This is a genomic window from Paraburkholderia sp. BL10I2N1 (assembly GCF_004361815.1).
Classification (GTDB): Bacteria; Pseudomonadota; Gammaproteobacteria; order Burkholderiales; family Burkholderiaceae; genus Paraburkholderia.
Map to the genome: position 1 here is coordinate 3,730,145 of NZ_SNWA01000001.1, position 17,488 is coordinate 3,747,632.

General features: G+C 63.2%; 17 protein-coding genes. 4 read left to right on the forward strand and 13 right to left on the reverse strand.

The genetic code is table 11. From position 1 onward, the window contains the following. Positions 1 to 247 precede the first annotated feature (247 nt). Positions 248 to 1,759, forward strand: a complete 1,512-nt coding sequence (locus tag B0G77_RS17275) for a mannose-1-phosphate guanylyltransferase/mannose-6-phosphate isomerase (RefSeq protein ID WP_133663199.1) — start codon at positions 248 to 250, stop codon at positions 1,757 to 1,759. A gap of 124 nt (positions 1,760 to 1,883) precedes the next feature. Here the strand turns inward: B0G77_RS17275 and B0G77_RS17280 are convergent, their stop codons facing one another. Both B0G77_RS17280 and B0G77_RS17285 read right to left on the reverse strand, forming a co-directional pair. Continuing rightward, positions 1,884 to 3,053, reverse strand: a complete 1,170-nt coding sequence (locus B0G77_RS17280) for a DUF6566 family protein (protein ID WP_133663200.1) — start codon at positions 3,051 to 3,053, stop codon at positions 1,884 to 1,886. A 572-nt stretch (positions 3,054 to 3,625) separates the two neighbouring features. Further along, positions 3,626 to 3,922: a YciI-like protein gene (locus tag B0G77_RS17285; RefSeq protein ID WP_133663201.1), complete on the reverse strand. Its 297-nt coding sequence runs from the start codon at positions 3,920 to 3,922 to the stop codon at positions 3,626 to 3,628. A 233-nt stretch (positions 3,923 to 4,155) separates the two neighbouring features. Between B0G77_RS17285 and B0G77_RS17290 the strand changes: the two genes are divergently transcribed. The 3 genes from B0G77_RS17290 (at position 4,156) to B0G77_RS17300 (ending at position 6,303) form a co-directional block, all read left to right on the forward strand. Beyond that, on the forward strand, positions 4,156 to 4,455 hold the full coding sequence (locus tag B0G77_RS17290; RefSeq protein WP_133663202.1) for a PsiF family protein: 300 nt from the start codon (positions 4,156 to 4,158) through the stop codon (positions 4,453 to 4,455). A 335-nt stretch (positions 4,456 to 4,790) separates the two neighbouring features. Further along, positions 4,791 to 5,240 carry a hypothetical protein gene (locus tag B0G77_RS17295; protein WP_133663203.1) on the forward strand — a complete coding sequence of 150 codons (450 nt, stop codon included), beginning with the start codon at positions 4,791 to 4,793 and terminating at the stop codon, positions 5,238 to 5,240. A gap of 475 nt (positions 5,241 to 5,715) precedes the next feature. Further along, positions 5,716 to 6,303: a YSC84-related protein gene (locus B0G77_RS17300; protein ID WP_133663204.1), complete on the forward strand. Its 588-nt coding sequence runs from the start codon at positions 5,716 to 5,718 to the stop codon at positions 6,301 to 6,303. Between the two features lie 127 nt (positions 6,304 to 6,430). Here the strand turns inward: B0G77_RS17300 and B0G77_RS17305 are convergent, their stop codons facing one another. From B0G77_RS17305 to mltG, 11 genes are all read right to left on the reverse strand, one after another. Continuing rightward, positions 6,431 to 7,498: a glycosyltransferase family 4 protein gene (locus B0G77_RS17305; protein WP_133663205.1), complete on the reverse strand. Its 1,068-nt coding sequence runs from the start codon at positions 7,496 to 7,498 to the stop codon at positions 6,431 to 6,433. Positions 7,499 to 7,741: 243 nt separating this feature from the next. Further along, on the reverse strand, positions 7,742 to 8,905 hold the full coding sequence (locus B0G77_RS17310) for an AAA family ATPase (RefSeq protein WP_133663206.1): 1,164 nt from the start codon (positions 8,903 to 8,905) through the stop codon (positions 7,742 to 7,744). Continuing rightward, a complete protein-coding gene (otsA, locus tag B0G77_RS17315; RefSeq protein ID WP_133663207.1) occupies positions 8,899 to 10,296 on the reverse strand; it encodes an alpha,alpha-trehalose-phosphate synthase (UDP-forming) in 1,398 nt (465 codons plus the stop codon). Before otsA ends, B0G77_RS17310 begins: the two co-directional genes overlap by 7 nt. A 57-nt stretch (positions 10,297 to 10,353) precedes the next feature. Continuing rightward, positions 10,354 to 11,628: a mechanosensitive ion channel domain-containing protein gene (locus B0G77_RS17320; protein WP_133663208.1), complete on the reverse strand. Its 1,275-nt coding sequence runs from the start codon at positions 11,626 to 11,628 to the stop codon at positions 10,354 to 10,356. 202 nt (positions 11,629 to 11,830) lie between these two features. Further along, complete coding sequence (locus tag B0G77_RS17325; protein ID WP_133663209.1) at positions 11,831 to 12,187, reverse strand: Rap1a/Tai family immunity protein; 357 nt, start codon at positions 12,185 to 12,187, stop codon at positions 11,831 to 11,833. Between the two features lie 106 nt (positions 12,188 to 12,293). After that, positions 12,294 to 12,944, reverse strand: a complete 651-nt coding sequence (locus tag B0G77_RS17330; protein ID WP_243751137.1) for an ankyrin repeat domain-containing protein — start codon at positions 12,942 to 12,944, stop codon at positions 12,294 to 12,296. 195 nt (positions 12,945 to 13,139) lie between these two features. After that, positions 13,140 to 13,931, reverse strand: a complete 792-nt coding sequence (locus B0G77_RS17335) for a TatD family hydrolase (protein ID WP_133663211.1) — start codon at positions 13,929 to 13,931, stop codon at positions 13,140 to 13,142. 50 nt (positions 13,932 to 13,981) lie between these two features. Continuing rightward, positions 13,982 to 14,488 carry a GNAT family N-acetyltransferase gene (locus B0G77_RS17340; protein WP_133663212.1) on the reverse strand — a complete coding sequence of 169 codons (507 nt, stop codon included), beginning with the start codon at positions 14,486 to 14,488 and terminating at the stop codon, positions 13,982 to 13,984. Positions 14,489 to 14,544: 56 nt separating this feature from the next. After that, the gene (locus B0G77_RS17345) at positions 14,545 to 15,585 is read right to left on the reverse strand and encodes a DNA polymerase III subunit delta' (RefSeq protein ID WP_133663213.1); all 1,041 of its coding nucleotides are present in this window, start codon (positions 15,583 to 15,585) and stop codon (positions 14,545 to 14,547) included. 94 nt (positions 15,586 to 15,679) lie between these two features. Then, positions 15,680 to 16,300 (reverse strand): dTMP kinase, encoded by a 621-nt coding sequence (gene tmk / locus B0G77_RS17350; RefSeq protein WP_133663214.1) that lies wholly within the window; start codon positions 16,298 to 16,300, stop codon positions 15,680 to 15,682. Then, positions 16,300 to 17,310 (reverse strand): endolytic transglycosylase MltG, encoded by a 1,011-nt coding sequence (gene mltG, locus B0G77_RS17355; RefSeq protein WP_133663215.1) that lies wholly within the window; start codon positions 17,308 to 17,310, stop codon positions 16,300 to 16,302. Before mltG ends, tmk begins: the two co-directional genes overlap by 1 nt. Between the last annotated feature and the right edge of the window lie 178 nt (positions 17,311 to 17,488).

A 17,488-nucleotide genomic window follows, 5' to 3' on the forward strand; every position in this document is an offset into this window, starting at 1 on the left:
TTTGATACGCCTCATTGCGCCGGCTGCGTCGAGCGCTCGCCACCAACTTTTCGGCTTGAATAATTCCCCGTCTGTTCAACCGGATTATTTTTATTTTTTTTCGCTCCACATCAAAAACTTTCGCATAAAAGAATCGCCCGATTTAAGCCGTTTATTTTTACCTTAGAACATAATTGGCTTTCTTTTTATTGACAAATTACGTTGTGATACAACTCATCGCATCGATCATGCCTTGAGGAGTCTTTCGATGACTGCGATTGTTGCAGCGCCTGATGTGGGTACCCGGTCTTCCATAACGGCCAACGTGAAACTCAAAGTACACCCTGTCATTCTGGCCGGTGGTTCCGGCACGCGGTTGTGGCCAATGTCGCGTGAGCAGTATCCGAAGCAGCTCATCGGTCTGCTGGGAGACGACTCATTGCTGCAATCCACCACGCGCCGCCTCGACGCGCTCGACGCCGGCTATCCGCTCGCGGATCAACTGATCGTCGTCGGGAACGAGGAGCATCGCTTCACCACCGCCGAGCAGTTGCGCACGAGCGGCAAGGCGAGCCGCCTGATGCTCGAGCCGGTCGGCCGCGATACGGCACCGGCGTTGACCGTCGCCGCGCTGTCGATCGCCGCGCAGGACCAGGACGGCGTGATGGTGGTGATGCCGGCAGACCACGCCGTCGCCGATACGGCGCGCTTTCACGCGGCGGTATCGGCCGGGGTCCAGCAGGCGGCGGCAGGTCACATCGTGACGATGGGCATCGTGCCGACCCGCGCGGAAACCGGCTACGGCTATATCCGCGTGGGCGCGCCGACCGACGCAGGTGCGGCCGGCGCCCGCCGCCTCGACCGCTTCGTTGAAAAGCCGCATCTCGAACTCGCGCAGCGCTATGTGAGTTCGGGCGAGTACTGGTGGAACAGCGGCATCTTCATCATGCGCGCGTCGACGTGGCTGAAGGCGATCAGGCATTTCCAGCCGGCGATTCATGCGGCTTGCACGGAGGCGTTCGCGGGCGGCAAGGCAGACGGCGATTTCTTCCGCCTCGCGCGCGATGCATTCGCCGCGTCGCCGTCGAATTCGATCGACTACGCGGTGATGGAGAAGCTCGGCAATGATGCGGCGGTGTGCGCGGGCGTGGTCGTGCCGCTGGATGCCGGCTGGTCCGATGTCGGTTCGTGGGACGCCATCTGGCAGATCCTGCCGAAGGACGCCGACGACAACGTCGGACGCGGCCGCGTGATGTTCGAAGGCGCGGCATCGACCTTCGCGCATTCCGAAGGCCGGCTGATTGCGTGCGTGGGCACGCAGGATCTGGTGGTCGTCGAGACAGCCGATGCAATTCTGGTCGCGGACCGTTCGCACGTGCAGGACGTGAAGAAGGTGGTGGGCCGCATCCGCAGCGAACAGGGCCCCGAGGCGGCGAACCATCGCAAGGTTCATCGCCCGTGGGGCCACTATGATTCGGTCGATACCGGCGAGCGTTTCCAGGTCAAGCGCATCGTCGTAAAGCCAGGCGCACGGCTGTCGTTGCAGATGCATCACCACCGCGCGGAACACTGGATCGTCGTGCGCGGCACGGCGCTCGTCACGCGAGGCGAAGAGCGTTTCATCGTCTCGGAGAACGAGTCAGCCTATATCCCGCTGGGTGTCACTCACCGTCTCGAGAATCCGGGCAAGATGCCGCTCGAAATCATCGAAGTGCAGTCCGGCTCCTATCTCGGCGAAGACGACATCGTGCGCTTCGACGATACCTACGGACGCCAGTGACGTCGCCGTGAGTGACAGCCTGGTCTGACGAGGCCCGTGCGTCGGTGAAGTTGCCGTCCGCGGGCGTCTTTGATGTTCAACCCCTGACGCATCAGCCGCGGACAGACTCCGGGCTAGCCCGGGTTCAGCCGTGGTGCGAGAGGAAATCCAACGCCGACGGGCTGCGATCGGCGGAACCGTCTGCCGCGTTCTCGCCCGGATAACGGCGCAGCGGTACCCGGCGCGCGTGGTTGACGTTCACATGCGCCGACATATGCACCTTCGCCGGATTCACGGCGGGAGCGTCCGCAACGCCAGCAGCAGGCGCGGGTGCAGATGCAGCGGGTGCCGCAGTAACCGCAGGACGGGGCGCCGGCATCGGTCGGGAAACGGGACCGGACGGGGGACTGGACGGCGGCCCGGCCCGAACGACGTCATCCTGAAGCGCCGCTGCGGCCATCATGCGGCAGTGACGGTCGATCCATTGCTGGGCCCACTCGAACGCGTGCCGCTCCGCTGCCTCGGGTGTCTCGAAGCGCGGACCGACGAGGCCGGAACGCTCGACGCGTCTGCCGTCCTTCATGATCTCCGCCCACGCCCGATACATCTCGTGCGGCACCGATTGCGCCATCACATAGATCACATAGCCACGCCGGTCGGCAAGCTGCTCGCCGGGCGACGACATGCCCATCCACAACGGACTGCGTGCGGCCTCTTCGGCCAGGTCGTGCTCATGATGCGAACCGTGCGCTCCGGCAGCCGGATCGCTTGCGCCCACCAGCGCACGGGGGTCGATGCGAGTCGACGCCTCGTCGGGCGAGCCCGAAAGTTGTCGCGTGATCTCCGCAAACGGATCGACGGGACGCGAGTCACCCGCATCGCCACCCGTGTGCGGCGCCTGCCACGACTCGGGACTCTTCCAGAACACGCCACGCAAACCGTCGTCACGCAGATCGTGATGATCGCGCGCAGGGGTGCTCGCCGTCTCCGTCGTGCCTTGCGGGGCAACCGCGGTCGTTGGCTCCGGGACGTAGGCGAACCGCCGGCCGGTTTGCGACAGGAGCTGAACCATTTCGGCCAATGTGCCGTTCAGTTGCCACTCTTCGAAACGGCGCCGGCAGGTTGGGCCGGAGGGATAGCGTCCAGGCAGTCTGGACCAGGGCTCGCCAGTGGTCAGGATCCACAAGACCGCGTTGGCGACGACACGCGGTTCTGCGCGGGGCCGACCGCGCCGGTTAAGACGAACAGCCGGCTCATCGGAAACGAGCGCAGACAGTAGCGCCCATTCGTCATTGCTTAGCTCATCGAAAAACATGTTTTTCTCCACGCAGCACGGCCTGCTGCGGCTTTGGACACCCACAAATTTCTTTTTTCGTGATTTGTGTGCTGCCCTCGGTTGCACAATATGCTTGTACGTTTTGGGGCGTTTCGGGCAAATCGCACAGCCTTAGTGCGGATATTCCCGTTAGCGACGCACAAAACGTGGTCTCACTCGTGCAGGGGAGAATTTGTGCACAAAGCATACCATCCCCAGGGTTTGCATGAATATCATTGAGACAAGTGTTACGCCTAGAAACAATCTTGTCCTTTTCGCGGCGTTGTTACGCTAGCCGTTGTCACGAAAATATTCGCCGGGAAAGCGTCGTGTCGGGTAATACATCAGCGCAAGTGGAGCGCTTTAGTGGCATGCGTGCCGCTTCATTTGCCGTTCATGCGCCGGCCTCACCGTGCGGCAGGAAGAGCGACGAGGCGATCGATGTGAGCAATTCGTAACAGAGTTTGTTCGACGGCCGATCGTTACGCGTGACGAGTGCGTCCGGGCTGTCGGCCTGGTCGACGCGCAGCAGGGTCCGGTTTCATTGAACGCCTTGCCGCACGCCTCGTCGCTCACCGCACGGGTGTCGTGGCGCCGTCGCCCACCACCGTTGTCCAGGCCCGCACACGCCAGCGGGTAACGAGCCCCGCGCGTACATACGGATCGGCCTTCGCGAACGCTTCCGCCACTGCGGCCGAGTCCGCTTCGAAGAGCAGCATCGCGCCGTCCACCGGATCGGCAAGCGCGCCTGCAAGCAGCAGTTCACCGCGATCGACCGCTGCCCACGCGAGCTTCAGATGTTCAGCGCGGTAGTCGCCGCGCCGTTCGAGGTAATCCGGCGATACGTCGTAGATCAACAGATAGTGCATGGTGCGTTCCTGTCTCGCTGTGAGTATGTCGATGATGCTACGACATCGCGCTGACGGCCGGGAGCCTCGCTTGCGCGTTATCAGGGAAGAACCTCATGAGCCGGCTGTCAACCGAACCCTCGTTCCGTCCGTTTTGACGGACAGCTTTGCCATGATGGCGATGGGCCCTGGTGGATGCGTGCGATGCCCGCTCGCATGACTGCCAATCACGTTTATCAACGATGGAGTGTCACATGAAGATCCAAACCGCTCTCGCTGCTCTCGTCCTTGGCGGCCTGCTCGCCTCGCCCGTCGCTTTCGCTGACAACAGCCAGCAGTCGAAGATGACGGCCTGCAACAAGCAGGCAGGTGACAAGAAAGGCGACGACCGCAAAGCCTTCATGAAGAGCTGTCTGTCGGCTTCGGCGCCGGTAGCGGCTTCCGCGCCCATGACCCAGCAGCAGAAGATGACGGCCTGCAACGCGCAGGCCGCGGACAAGAAAGGCGACGACCGCAAGGCATTCATGAAGTCCTGCCTCAGCAACAAGGGCTGATCCCGAAGCCTTTGGCGGGCCGGCCCGGCCCGCATCCGTTTCTGCATGCTGCGCCGCGCGTGACCTGTCGATCGCGGCATGCAGTTCGCATCACCAGATTGCCCGTCACGCTTCGCTTCATCCCGCGCGCTCCACGCGTGCAAGCTCCCACCTATCCTTATTTGTGCCGCTTCGCTGGCCTGTGCGCCAGAGCTGGCCGTTTTCTTCTATGATGGCTGCGGAGACGGCCCAATACCCACAATCGAAGGCGCTGAATCATTGAGGCGCTCAAGGCCAGCAGGCCAAAGGTCCGCCGTCTTGTCGTTGATGCCGAAGAGCATTGAACGGAGGCAGGAATGGTTGGGAGACACAAGAACCGCTGGCTGAGGCGGTGGCTCGTCGTCATCATCTTCTGGGCGGTGCCGGTGGCGATCGTCGCCGTGAACGAGATCCGCGAGGAAATGGCGTACAACGCCGTCGATCTCAACAACGCCCTCACCACCTGGCAGTTCACCGACGCGCAGCGCGCTGCTGGCGCCCCCGCGCACTGTCGCGGCGTACCCGACGACGCACGCGCGGCCGGCTGTCCAGCCGATGTGCTGGCGGCCAATGCCCCGCGCCAGCAGGAAGCACTCAACGAATACGAGGTGCGCAAGAGCACGCTCGCTGCCTATCTGTGGCATGCGTTCGTGGGTTACTGGGTCGTGCCTGCCGTCGTTCTTTTTCTGATCGGCGCCGTCATCGGCGGCATCCGGCGTGCGCTGCGGCGGCCCCAGCAGCCGGTCAAAAGCTCCACCCATCACTGACTTACGAAGACTTGCTGAGGAATCGCCCAGGCGGCCCTCGCGGCGACATCTCGTGGGTGTTGTGACGGGCGTTCCCGGTACGCCCTCGGCTCAAGCGAAAAACCCGGCTTGCGGATTGAAGCGCGCTTTTGTGACGATACTTTCAGTTCTATTTTCAAATCGGATGTCGGGGCTGAAAACCGGCAAAAATGACCGGACAGGATGAATACCCATCCATGGCCGCCAGACCCGCAAATGGGCAACCCTTGCCGCGAAAATCAATCTGCAAGCCGTTTTAATCGCGTGGGATTCGAGAGGCTCGGCAATCGGTCATAGTTACGTCACCGGCGTTCGTTATATGCTCCAAACGCCCACCACACAAGGCGTTCCGCGATATCACGAACATCGTCCTTCGTCCGCCCTATGATATAAGCGTGATCAGGCGACCCGATTTTAAGGCGGGGTTGCACCCAGGAAACCACGACGGAGAAAAACGATGCAAAGACGAAACTTCATTTTGAAGACTACCGCTGCGCTCGCCTTCGGAAGCCTTTCACTCGCAGGCTGTACCACGACAGGTAACCAACCCGATTCGGCCGCCACCGACATGTCGAAACGGCACGCGATCGACGCCAGCGTCGACGGCACGATTTCACGCCTCTATACCACGGTGCCGGGCTCCCGCGAGCTGATGTCGAAGGCCCGAGGCGTGCTCGTATTCCCGTCCGTGATCCAGGCGGGTTTCATCGTCGGCGGCCAGTATGGGGAAGGCGCGCTGCGCGTCGGCGGCAGCACGGTCGGCTATTACAGCACCGTTTCCGGATCGGTCGGGCTGCAGGCAGGCGGGCAATCGAAAGCGATCATTTTCCTCTTCATGACGCAGGATTCGCTCGACAAATTCCGTAACTCGGACGGCTGGTCGGCGGGCGGCGACGCTTCCGTCGCGCTGGTGAAGGTGGGGGCGAACGGCATCCTCGACACGACCACGGCTACCGCGCCGGTCCAGGCATTCGTGCTGACCAACGCGGGGCTGATGGGCGACCTGTCGCTCGCCGGCACGAAGGTGACGCGCCTGAAGATCTAGGCGTTTCCGTTTGGTTATACCCCGGCGGGCAATCGCCGGGGTATGTATGTCGACGAAGTCACACCGACACGCGCATGGCGGTCGCAACGACTCCATCATGCGCCGCGCACTTCGTGATACACACGCTTCAGCTCGACGACGTGTCGATCACCTTGAAGCGTGAACGCTTCTGCGCACGAATCACGGACTGATAGGCATTGACATACTGCTGCGCCATTCGGTGCGATGTGAAGCGCTCTTCGAAGCGCTGCCGCACGCGCTCGCGCGACAGTTTGTGCAGACGGTTCACTGCGGCGACCGCGCCAATTTCGTCCTCGACGATGAAGCCGGACACGCCGTCATCGAGCACCTCGGGCACCGAGCCGCGATTGAACGCGATGACCGGCGTACCGCAGGCCATTGCCTCGATCATCACCAGACCAAAGGGCTCCGGCCAGTCGATCGGGAACAGCAGCGCATGTGCGCCCGACAGGAACTCTGCCTTCTGGTGATCAGCAATTTCACCGATGAATTCAACATGCGGTTGCGCCAGCAACGGTTTGATATCGCGCTCGAAATATTCGCGGTCCGCCGCATCGACCTTCGCCGCGATGCGGATCGGCAGGCCGCATTTCGCGGCAATCCGGATCGCGGTATCGACACGCTTTTCCGGCGAAATGCGCCCGAGGAAAGCGAGGTACTTCTGCGCGACCGGCTGCGGTGTATAGAGTTGTTCCGGCAAGCCGTGATACACCGTGGTGAGCCACTTCGCCTGGGGCAGGGGTGCGCGCTGCGAGTCGGAAATCGAGATCACCGGTGCGGTGTTGAACGTATCGAACACCGGCTGCTGCTCGGGCAGATCGAGGCGGCCGTGCATCGTCGTCACGAACGGCGTGTCCTGGCGCTTGAACACCGAAAACGAGTAGTAGTCCATGTGGAAATGCAGCACGTCGAACTCGTCGGCCTGACGGCGGACCAGTTCCATCAGCAGCATGTGCGGTGCGACGCGGTCGCGGATCCCCGGATCGAGCCGCAAGGCGCGCGGCCACACGGGTTCGAGCTTCGCGCGCGTGACGGAGTCGCCGCTCGCGAACAGCGTGACGTCGTGGCCGAGGTCGACAAGCGCCTCGGTGATGTATGACACGACGCGCTCCGTGCCGCCGTACAGCTTCGGCGGTACCGATTCGGTCAAGGGAGCGATCTGCGCAATTCTCATTGTATGTCTCCGTGAAACTGGGCCCGGCTAACGGCCGCGGGCCTCTCCGGCGCCCGGCCGGGCAAACGCCGGCACCTTTGATCAATCGACGCCGTGCGTCTTTCGCGTTGTGATCGACACGTGAAAGACGGGCGCAATAACACGATTATTATTCAACCTGCGCGAAAAAACCCCTGGTATTTCAATTGCTGCTCGCTGTTACAGTCGCGAAACACTCGCCAGGCGGCCCTGACTCGGCCATTTTCAGCGCGCCGGCCACTTCCACGCGGGCAACTCCAGTGACGCGTCGTCGGCGATACGGGTGGCGCCGAACTGCTTTTCGAGCACGATGGACTCACTGCCGTCCTCACGCTCCAGCGACGCGATGAGCCGCGCCGCGTGTGAAACGACCAGCACCTGCGAGTGCTGCGACGCCCGCGCGATCAGACGTCCGAGCGCCGGCAGCAGATCGGGATGGAGGCTCGTTTCCGGCTCGTTCAGCACGAGCAGCGCTGGCGGCCGTGGCGTCAGCAAGGCAGCGACCAGCAGCAGATAACGCAGCGTGCCGTCGGACAGTTCCGCACCCTTCAGCGGGCGCAACAGGCCGTGCTGCTGCATCGTCACTTCGAAGCGGCCATCGTGATTCGTGATCGCGATGCGCGAGCCCGGGAAAGCGTCGTCGATCGCCTGATCGAGCGCGGCGGGGTCGCCGATCTCCCGAATCGTCTGCAAGGCCGCGGCCAGATCAGCGCCGTCGTCACCGAGCACCGGCGTGTGCGTACCGATCTGCGGCAGACGCACGGGAGAATCGGCGTCCGTGCGAAAGTAGTCGTAGAAGCGCCACGAGCGGATCTGCTCGCGCACCGCGATCATCTCGGGCGCGGTACGCGGGTCGGCGAACTCCGTCATCATGCTGTCGAAACTCGCGACGGTATGCGGAAGGGTCTGCCATTCGCCTTCGTCGTCGCGCGTGCGTATCGACGCGCCGTGACGGTCGACCAGCAGCGCCGACGGCCGCAGCAGCGGGCCGCCCCAGATGCATTCGCGTTTGATCACCGGATCGAGTGAGAACTGCGTGGGTCCGGGGATCGGCAGGCCGAGGTCGATCGCGTAGCCGAATTCGTCGCCGGCGAAGCCCAGCCGCAGACTGATCGGGTCCTTGCGGCGCGTGCCTTCGACGGCCTGATCGCCTGCCAGCATCGCTCGCGAAAAACGCTCAGGACCGGCCCACAGCGTCGACTGCAGACCGCCCTCGCGAGCCAGCGACGGAATCACTCCGCCGCGCGCGGTCACTGCGAGCAGGCGCAGCGCACGATAGACGCTCGACTTGCCGCTGCCGTTCGGCCCAGTCACGACGTTCAGTCTGGCAAGCGGCAAGATCAGTTCGCGCAACGACCGATAACCGGCGATGGCGAGCGTCGTCAGCATGGCGGCTCCCCGACCCGCGCGCAGCGCAGGTCGCCCAGAAACGAATCGCGCCACACGCCCAGGTCGTTCTTGCGCAGCGCGATCATGTTGATCTCATAGCGCCACCTGCGCTCTTCACCCGGCATGGCAAGCGCACGTTGCAGCGCTTCGCACATGCCGACGGAATCGTGCGGATTCACGATCAGCGCCCCCGTCAGTTCGGCAGCCGCTCCCGCGAACATCGACAGCACCAGCACGCCCGGATCGTCGGGATTCTGCGCGGCCACGTATTCTTTCGCGACGAGGTTCATGCCATCGTGCAACGGCGTGACGAAACCCACCTGCGACTCTCGAAACAACGACATCAGTTTCCAGTGGTCGTATTGCTGGGTGAGATAACGAATCGGCGTGTAGTCGAGCCCCGAGTAGCGGCCGTTGATGCGCCCTGCCTCGTACTCCAGATCCTGACGGATCTGCTGGTAGGTCGCGACGTCCGAGCGTGTCGGCGGCGCGATCTGCACGAGCGTGACATTGCCGCGCCATTCCGGCGAGCGCTCCAGCAACTGTTCGAACGACCTGAACCGTTCGACGAGCCCCTTCGAATAATCGAGCCGGTCGACGCTCATGATCAGCTTGCGTCCTTCGAGGCTTTGCTTCAGATCGAGCACGTGCTGACGGCTTTTATAGCGTTCGGCCTGCTCGGCGATTTCGTCCGGGAACACGCCGATCCGGTAGACGCCCGTGCGCAGCCTGCGGCCGAATGCTTCGATACGGTTGTCCCCGGTCACGCTGCCGCGCGCGTGACGCACGAGGTAGTCATGGAACGCGGTCTGGTCGGTGTCGGTCTGGAAGCCGATCAGGTCGTAACAACACAGCGACCTCACCAGTTCCTCATGCGGCGGAATATTCAGCAGGATCTGCGGCGCGGGAAACGGAATGTGCAGGAAGAAGCCGATGCGGTTCGCCACGCCTTCCGAGCGCAACGCTTCAGCGAACGGGATCAGGTGATAGTCGTGGACCCAGATGATGTCATCGGGTTCGAGCAGCTTGATGAGCTTGTGTGCGAGCCACGAATTGACGCGCCGGTAGCCGGCGTATTCCTCGCGCTCGTAACGCGCCAGATCAGTGCGATAGTGGAACACGGGCCACAGCGTCGCATTCGAGAAACCACGATAGTACTGGTCGTAGTCCTTGCGCGTGAGGCCCGTTGTCGCGAACGTGACGGCGCCATCATGTACGAGCGTCGGCCCGGCGTTTGCGACTGTTTCGCTCACCACGTCGCCGCTCCAGCCGAACCACACGCCGCCGGCGCTCTTCAGCGCGCCGAATATCCCGACTGCCAGGCCGCCCGCCGAGCCCTTCGTCTCAGTTGGCGCCGCCACCCGATTCGACACGACGATCAGCCGGCCCATGTTCACTTCCCTCCCTGTGTGCGTGTGGTGCCCCGTGACGCCCCGCGTGTGTCCGGTTCAGTTCTTCGCCTGATTCGAAACCTGACCGGTTGCAGCCACCGCATCCGCCACGCTCGCCTTGCGGGCAGATGCCGCACGCGGGTCGCTCTCCAGGCGTTCGCCGCGACTTGCCACCGGATCGGCCTCGCTATGGGCGGCCGTGCTCGATGCCGGCGCCTGCGCGCTTTTCGGCATCCAGTCGAGCGTCCCGCCCTCGACTGCCTCGAGTTCCGCGGACACCTCGGCACGCGCGCGCGGCAGGTACTGCGGATAGTGCGTCTGCACGAAAACGAGCAGCCCCTCGCGTACCCGGCAACGCAGATCCCAGTTCAGGCCCGAATCGTTCGAGCTGACGAGCACGCGCAACTGCATCGCACGGTCGGTCGCGTCAGTGACCTGCAGGACCTGCACGCGCCTGTCCCACTCGGGCGCCTGCTCGACGATGCGACCCAGTTCCTCGCGCAACGGCGTAAGCGGCATCCGGTAGTCGACATGCAGAAACACGGTGCCGATGATCTGCGAGCTGCTCTTTGTCCAGTTGGCGAACGGGTTTTCGATAAACCACTGCAACGGCACGATCAGCCGGCGCTGATCCCACAGCCGCACCGTCACATAGGTGCTGGTGATTTCCTCGATGCGCCCCCACTCGCCCTGGATGACGACGACGTCGTCGAGCCGCAGCGGTTGTGACAGCGCAATCTGCAGGCCGGCAATCAGATTGCCGAGCACTGGCCGCGCCGCGATACCGGCGACGAGACCGGCCACCCCCGCCGAAGCCAGCAGGCTCGCGCCGATCTGCCGCACGCTCGGAAAGGTCATCAACGCTCCGCCGATGCCGACGATCACGATCACGATCATCACCGAGCGCGCCAGCACACGGGCCTGCGTATGAATGCGGCGCGCCTGGAGGTTGTCGGCGGAATCGAGCGGATGAGCCTGAATGATCGCTTCGCCGATGGCCGCCGCCGAACGCACGGAAAGCCACGTGAGCGCGCCGATCAGCGCGAAAGCCGCGCCGTCGCGCAGCGCCAGGATGAAGCGCAGGGTGTCGGGGGCTTCCGTCCAGACGAGTTCGACCAGAACGATCACAAGGACGAACAGCGCGGGCTTGTCGATATAGCGCAGGATCACGCTCAGGAGCGGATACGGTCTCGCAATCCGCTTGAGCACGCGCCCGCCGATCCAGTGCACACCTATCGCAAGCACCACCGCGAGCACCGTCACGATGGAGGTGACCAACCAGCTGTGCAACGGCGCATCAGCGAGATTGGGCAGGTCTTCGATCTTGAGCATGAGTGGCGTCTTCCTCGTTGGGTTGCGGGGAAATGGGTTCGCCTGCCTGCGGCGCAGACCGGGTCGCCTGATGACGACAGCGCGCGACAGGCACACCACACCGCGGCGACAGGTAACGCCGCAGACGCAGTCGGGCGGGCGGCGCTGTCTGCGCGCGGCCCGCTAAAACTCGAACCCGGTCAGACGCGACCCGGCCGCCCGTTCAACTGCCCGTCTTGCAAGGAAAGGCCTTGCCGAGCCCGAGCGAAATTGCCGTGCTCGCGTTGTAGCCCGCGACCATCGGATTCTCCGCGATGTACTTGCGGACCGCGTCGGTCAACTGCTGCGAGTGCGCGTCGGGCGGCAGACAGAAATACTGCCCGACACGCGGGCCCGTCGTGCCACCGATCGCGTCGATTGTGTTGAAGACGCCGTCCGCCACGCCCTCGATATACGCGCCGCATGCGCTGCGCGACGCCACGTCGGTTTTTGTGCACAGCTTGTTGAGGTCGCCTCCCGTGAACGCGGCTGCCGAAAGCGGTACGGCGAGCGCGCTGGCGCAAATCAAAACCCGCAGCATAGTTTCCCTTTTATGTGAGCGGTATGAGGAGCAGTGTCGAGCGGTCTGACGCCGCATCTGATCGGCGCGGCACCGGTCGCCGCGCCAAGGCTGCTATTTTGCACTTTTACTGCGCGGCTGGGGTGCTCGCAGGCATCTGCTTCTGGGTCTGCTGCATGCGCGCCGTCAGTCCTTCGATGACGTCCGGTTCCTTGTACTGTTTCGCGAAATCGAGCGCCGTCATGCCGATCTGGTTTTTCACGTTCATGTCGGCACCGTTGTCGAGCAACAGCTTGACTGTCGAGACGTGCCCGCCGCGAGCCGCCATCATCAGCGGCGTCGTGCCGTTCGGCGAACCGGCGTCGACATAGGCCGAATGGTCGAGCAGAAGCTTCACGATCTCGTCGTTGCCGTTCGCGGCCGCATAGTGCAGTGGCGCCCAGCCTTTTTTGTTCACCTCGGCACCCTTCTCGATCAGGATTTTCACGATGGTGATGTCGTCGTTCAGCGCGGCCATCATCATCGCGTTCTCGCCCACCTTGTCGGTGATTTCGATGTCGGTCTTCGAGTTCGCGATCAGGGCGGCGACGACCTTGTCCGACTTTTCGCGCGCGGCGATCACGAGAAGCGGCATGCCCTGGTTGTCGGTCATGTTCGGGTCCATGCCCTGCGCAAGCTGCTTGTTGACTTCCTTGACGTCGTCGAACTTCACCGCCTTGATCATCGTGTCGGCCGGGGCGGCCTGAGCGGGCAGCGCGCCGAGCACCGCGAACGCCATGCCGCCCGTGATCGCCAGACGCGCGAGACGGGCCAGCCCGCGCCGCGGCGCCGAATGCACGCCGGATTCGTGTGAGCCGCGATCACCGCGAAGGCCGCTCGAGGCGTTCCCATTTCCACGTGTCAGAGTCGCAATATTTTTCATAGATTACTTTAGGAAACTTCCCTATCCATTTGATCGTTATGAATTTTATCGTCAGGTGGAGACAGGCTCCGGGATCCTGAACAGGCGGAAAAAATTCTGCGTCGTCGCGCTGGCGAGATCGGCTTCGGCCATCTCGCGCTGCTGCGCGATGAAGCGTCCGACATAACTTACGTACGCAGGTTCATTAGGCTTGCCGCGATACGGGACCGGCGCGAGGTACGGCGAATCAGTTTCGATCAGCAGACGTTCGAGCGGCACGCGGCGAGCGACGTCCTGTACGTCGGTCGCGCTCTTGAAAGTGACGATGCCCGACAGCGAGATGTAAAAATTCTGCGCAAGCGCCATTTCCGCGACGTGCCAGGGCTCGGTGAAACAGTGCATCACGCCGCCCGGCACGCCCGCGCGCTCTTCTTCCATCAGCCGCAGCGTGTCTTCCCACGACGAACGCGTATGGACGATGAGCGGCTTGTTCGTCGCGTGCGCGGCGCGGATGTGCGTGCGAAAGCGCTCCCGCTGCCATTCCATGTCGGCAATCGTACGGCCTTCAAGGCGGTAGTAGTCAAGGCCCGTTTCGCCGATCGCGACCACCTTCGGGTGCGCCGCGAGTTCGACCAGTTCCGTCACCGACGGCTCCTGCGCGTCCTCATGGTCCGGATGCACGCCGACCGACGCGTACACGTTGTCGTACGAGCGGGCGATTTCCAGCACCAATGGCAGCGTTTCGAGATCGACCGAGACGCACAGCGCGTGCGTGACCGAATGCGAGCGCATGTTTTCCAGCACCTGCGGCAGGCGGTCGGCGAGTCCTTCGAAATTGATATGGCAGTGCGAGTCGACAAACATGGTGGTGTCCTGCAAGTGTGGCGGGTCTGCGGTGAGGCTCTGGTGGTGCTTCAGGCGGCGCTGTCGAGCCGCAACCCGAGGATCACGAGATCGCGCTCGACGCCATCCAGCACCGCCACGCGCGGCAGCGCGCCCCAATCGGTAAAGCCGAAGCTGTGGAAGAGGCGCAGGCTGGGCTCATTGTGGCCGAAGACGAAGCCGAGCACGCTATCGATCTGGAGACCGGGCGCAGCCTCCAGCGCGGCGGCCAGCAACATTTTGCCGAGCCCCTTGCCACGGGCGGCTACGTCCAGATAGATGCTCACTTCGGCAGTCCGCGAATAGGCCGGGCGGCCGTAGAAATCCGAAAAACTGAGCCACGCGATCACCCGCCCCCCTTCTTCGACTACCCACAGCGGACGCGTCTTTGGCCCATGCGCGTGAAACCACGCCTCGCGGCTTTCGACGCTCACCGGTTCCAGGTCCGCCGTGACCTGGCGCGACGGCACAGTCGAGTTATAGATGGCAACGATGGCCGGCAGGTCGTCGAGTGTGGCGTCGCGGTATTTGAGACTCATGGCTTCGATGTGAAAAAGACGACGATAAAGCAGTCTGATTGACCGCGTGAAATTGACTACGAAAACAGATCGCGGTAGCCGATAAAGAGTTCTTCGAACACGAGACGCGCGTTCAGCGGATGATTCTCGACGGCCCGCTGGCGTGTCACGGTCCTCATGAAGCGGGCAAGGGCGCTCGCGTCCACCTGAGCGGCGCAGCGGGCCAATGCCGCGGAGGCGTCCGGAAAATAGCGTGGCGCGCCTGCCGTGCGCTGCGCCAGCAGATCATAGAGCCAGCGCTGCAGCCATCCGAGGACAAGCGGCACAGGCAGTTTCTGCAGCGTCTCGCCACAGGCGAACGCGTCGCAGTTCGGGCCGGCAGCCAGTTGCCTGAGCGTCCAGTCGCGCAGCGCGCGGCTTTCGTCGCTGGCGAGCGCGAGCGCCGTGAGTGGCGCACCGCCGGCTTCGGCGAGCAGCGCGGGGGCAGCGTCGATGCCTTGCGCCGCCAGCCAGGCGGTGGCGGCCTCCGGTGCGGGCGTCGGCATCGGCCACTGGCGGCAGCGGCTGATGATCGTCGGCAGCAACCGGTCGATGCGCGCCGATACCATCAGGAACACCACGCCCGCCGGCGGTTCTTCGAGCGTTTTCAGGAGCGCGTTCGCCGCCGCGACGTTCAGCGCCTCGGCGGGATAGAGAACGACCACCCGCGCGCCGCCGCGATGCGAACCGACACCGACGAAGTCCAGCAGCGCCCGCACCTGCTCGATCCTGATTTCCTTGCTGGGCGCGCGGGCTTTCTTGCCGTTGCTGTCGTCGGCGTCGGCCTTTTCTGCCTTGGCGTCGTCTGCGGCAGCAAAGCCGGATTCGGCCGCCAGCGCTTCGGGCAGTACGATCCGGTAGTCCGGGTGATTGCCCTGCGTGAACCAGTTGCAGGCGACACATTTTTCGCACGGTTCGCCGTTCGCGAGCGGCGCTTCACACAGCAACCCTTGCGCCAGATGTTGCGCAAAGCGCAGCTTGCCGATGCCGCCCTGTCCATGGAGCAGCAGCGCGTGCGGCCAGTGCGCTCGCAACTGTTGCAGGCGGCCCCAGTCATCGGTTTGCCACGGATAGATCATCGTTTATCTTTTGATTCAATCGGTTAGACGCGGTTTTTCATTGCTTGGGCGAAATATAGTCGCGCCCATAAAATCTGCTTATATTTTTATAAAATCAAATACTTGCGATGATTTCACGAAGCTCTTTCTGGATCTGGGCAATGGTATGCGTCGAATCGATCACGGCAAACCGGTACGGCGCCTCTTCGACGCGGCGCAGATATTCGTTGCGTGTCCGTGTAAAGAACGCGTCGGATTCGCTCTCGAAACGGTCCGGCTCGCGCACGGCACCCCGCCGTTCGCTGGCCGTCTCCGGCGACAGGTCGAACAGTACCGTCAGGTCCGGCTGAAAACCGCCCTGCACCCACCGCTCCAGCGCCTCGAGCTTGTCGCGCGGCAGGCCGCGCCCACCACCCTGGTACGCAAAGGTCGCGTCGGTAAAACGGTCCGACAGCACCCAGTCGCCGCGCGCCAGCGCCGGCTCGATCACCTCGGCCAGATGCTGGCGGCGCGCCGCAAACATCAGCAGCGCCTCGGTCTCGAGGTCCATCGGCTGATGCAGCAGGATCTCACGCAGCGCTTCGCCGAGTTTCGTGCCGCCCGGCTCGCGCGTCATGACGACGGCATGCCCGGTCGCCGCGACCTTTTCGGCCAGACGGTCGCCGAACCAGCCCAGATGGGTCGTCTTGCCGGCGCCATCGATGCCTTCGAACGTGATGAATTTGCCCCGCGCCATCATTGTCCTCGGATGTATTTGTCGACGGCCTTGTTGTGATCGTCGAGTGTGTCAGAAAAGATGCTGCTGCCGTCGCCGCGCGACACGAAGTACAGGGCGGTGGTCTGCGCCGGGTTCAGCGCGGCCTGCAGCGACGCCACGCCGGGCAGCGCGATCGGTGTCGGCGGCAGGCCCATGCGGGTGTAGGTATTGTAGGGAGTGTCCGTCTGCAGGTCGCGCTTCTTCAGGCGCCCCGCGAAACTGTCGCCGAGGCCGTAGATCACGGTCGGATCGGTCTGCAGCGGCATGCCGACCCGCAACCGGTTCGCGAAAACCGCCGACACCATCGGCCGGTCGGTGGCCTTGCCGGTCTCCTTTTCGATGATCGACGCCATCGTCAGCGCATCGTACGGCGTCTTGTACGGCAGGCCGGGGGCACGCGCGGCCCAGGTTTCGTCAAGGCGCAGCTTCATCAACCGATAGGCGCGCCGGTATATGTCGAGGTCGCTCGTGTCCTTGTCGAACAGGTAGGTATCGGGGAAAAAGAGACCCTCGCCGTTACCGATCGGGGCTTCCGGCGCACCGATCGCCGCCAGCAGGTCGGTGTCGCTCATGCCGGCCGTGTCGTGCTTCAGCGCGGGGTTGGCATCCAGCTCGGCGCGCATATGACGGAAAGTCCAGCCTTCGATGATGGTCGCGACGTATTCATTGACGTCGCCGCGCGCCAGCTTTTGCAGCACCTCGTAAGGCGTGATGCCGGCCTTGAATTCATAGTTGCCGGACTTCAGCTGGCTTTGCAGGCCAAGCACGCGGGTCATCAGCACAAAAAGTTCAGGTTCGACCGGCACCCCGCCACGGTTCAATTGCAGGGTCACACTGCGCACGCTGCTGTGCGGCTTGATCGTCACGTCGAGCTGTGCAGGGGTCAGGTCAATCGGACTCGTGGCCCAGTGATACACGCCGGCAACGGCGGCTGCCGCCAGCGCAACCAGGATTACGCCGGCGATGAGACATTTCTTCAGGAGGGACACGACAAGGAACGTTTGGGGTTAAGACAGCAAACAATTGATTTTTAACAGAAAAGTCTCGCGCCGTTCAGCGTTGAGGCTTTGCCCGTTTGTAGGCTTTTCGGCCCTTTTCGCCCTGTATTGTATAGATGTGGGCACGATATGGGCACACCAATCCCTCCCCACATCAGGGCGGCCTTCG

Bases quoted from the DNA above. Each gene is read 5' to 3' on its own strand.
- B0G77_RS17275 (WP_133663199.1), top strand. From the start codon at position 248: ATGACTGCGATTGTTGCAGCGCCTGATGTGGGTACCCGGTCTTCCATA.
- B0G77_RS17280 (WP_133663200.1), bottom strand. From the start codon at position 3,053: ATGTTTTTCGATGAGCTAAGCAATGACGAATGGGCGCTACTGTCTGCG.
- B0G77_RS17285 (WP_133663201.1), bottom strand. From the start codon at position 3,922: ATGCACTATCTGTTGATCTACGACGTATCGCCGGATTACCTCGAACGG.
- B0G77_RS17290 (WP_133663202.1), top strand. From the start codon at position 4,156: ATGAAGATCCAAACCGCTCTCGCTGCTCTCGTCCTTGGCGGCCTGCTC.
- B0G77_RS17295 (WP_133663203.1), top strand. From the start codon at position 4,791: ATGGTTGGGAGACACAAGAACCGCTGGCTGAGGCGGTGGCTCGTCGTC.
- B0G77_RS17300 (WP_133663204.1), top strand. From the start codon at position 5,716: ATGCAAAGACGAAACTTCATTTTGAAGACTACCGCTGCGCTCGCCTTC.
- B0G77_RS17305 (WP_133663205.1), bottom strand. From the start codon at position 7,498: ATGAGAATTGCGCAGATCGCTCCCTTGACCGAATCGGTACCGCCGAAG.
- B0G77_RS17310 (WP_133663206.1), bottom strand. From the start codon at position 8,905: ATGCTGACGACGCTCGCCATCGCCGGTTATCGGTCGTTGCGCGAACTG.
- otsA (WP_133663207.1), bottom strand. From the start codon at position 10,296: ATGGGCCGGCTGATCGTCGTGTCGAATCGGGTGGCGGCGCCAACTGAG.
- B0G77_RS17320 (WP_133663208.1), bottom strand. From the start codon at position 11,628: ATGCTCAAGATCGAAGACCTGCCCAATCTCGCTGATGCGCCGTTGCAC.
- B0G77_RS17325 (WP_133663209.1), bottom strand. From the start codon at position 12,187: ATGCTGCGGGTTTTGATTTGCGCCAGCGCGCTCGCCGTACCGCTTTCG.
- B0G77_RS17330 (WP_243751137.1), bottom strand. From the start codon at position 12,944: ATGGCGTTCGCGGTGCTCGGCGCGCTGCCCGCTCAGGCCGCCCCGGCC.
- B0G77_RS17335 (WP_133663211.1), bottom strand. From the start codon at position 13,931: ATGTTTGTCGACTCGCACTGCCATATCAATTTCGAAGGACTCGCCGAC.
- B0G77_RS17340 (WP_133663212.1), bottom strand. From the start codon at position 14,488: ATGAGTCTCAAATACCGCGACGCCACACTCGACGACCTGCCGGCCATC.
- B0G77_RS17345 (WP_133663213.1), bottom strand. From the start codon at position 15,585: ATGATCTATCCGTGGCAAACCGATGACTGGGGCCGCCTGCAACAGTTG.
- tmk (WP_133663214.1), bottom strand. From the start codon at position 16,300: ATGGCGCGGGGCAAATTCATCACGTTCGAAGGCATCGATGGCGCCGGC.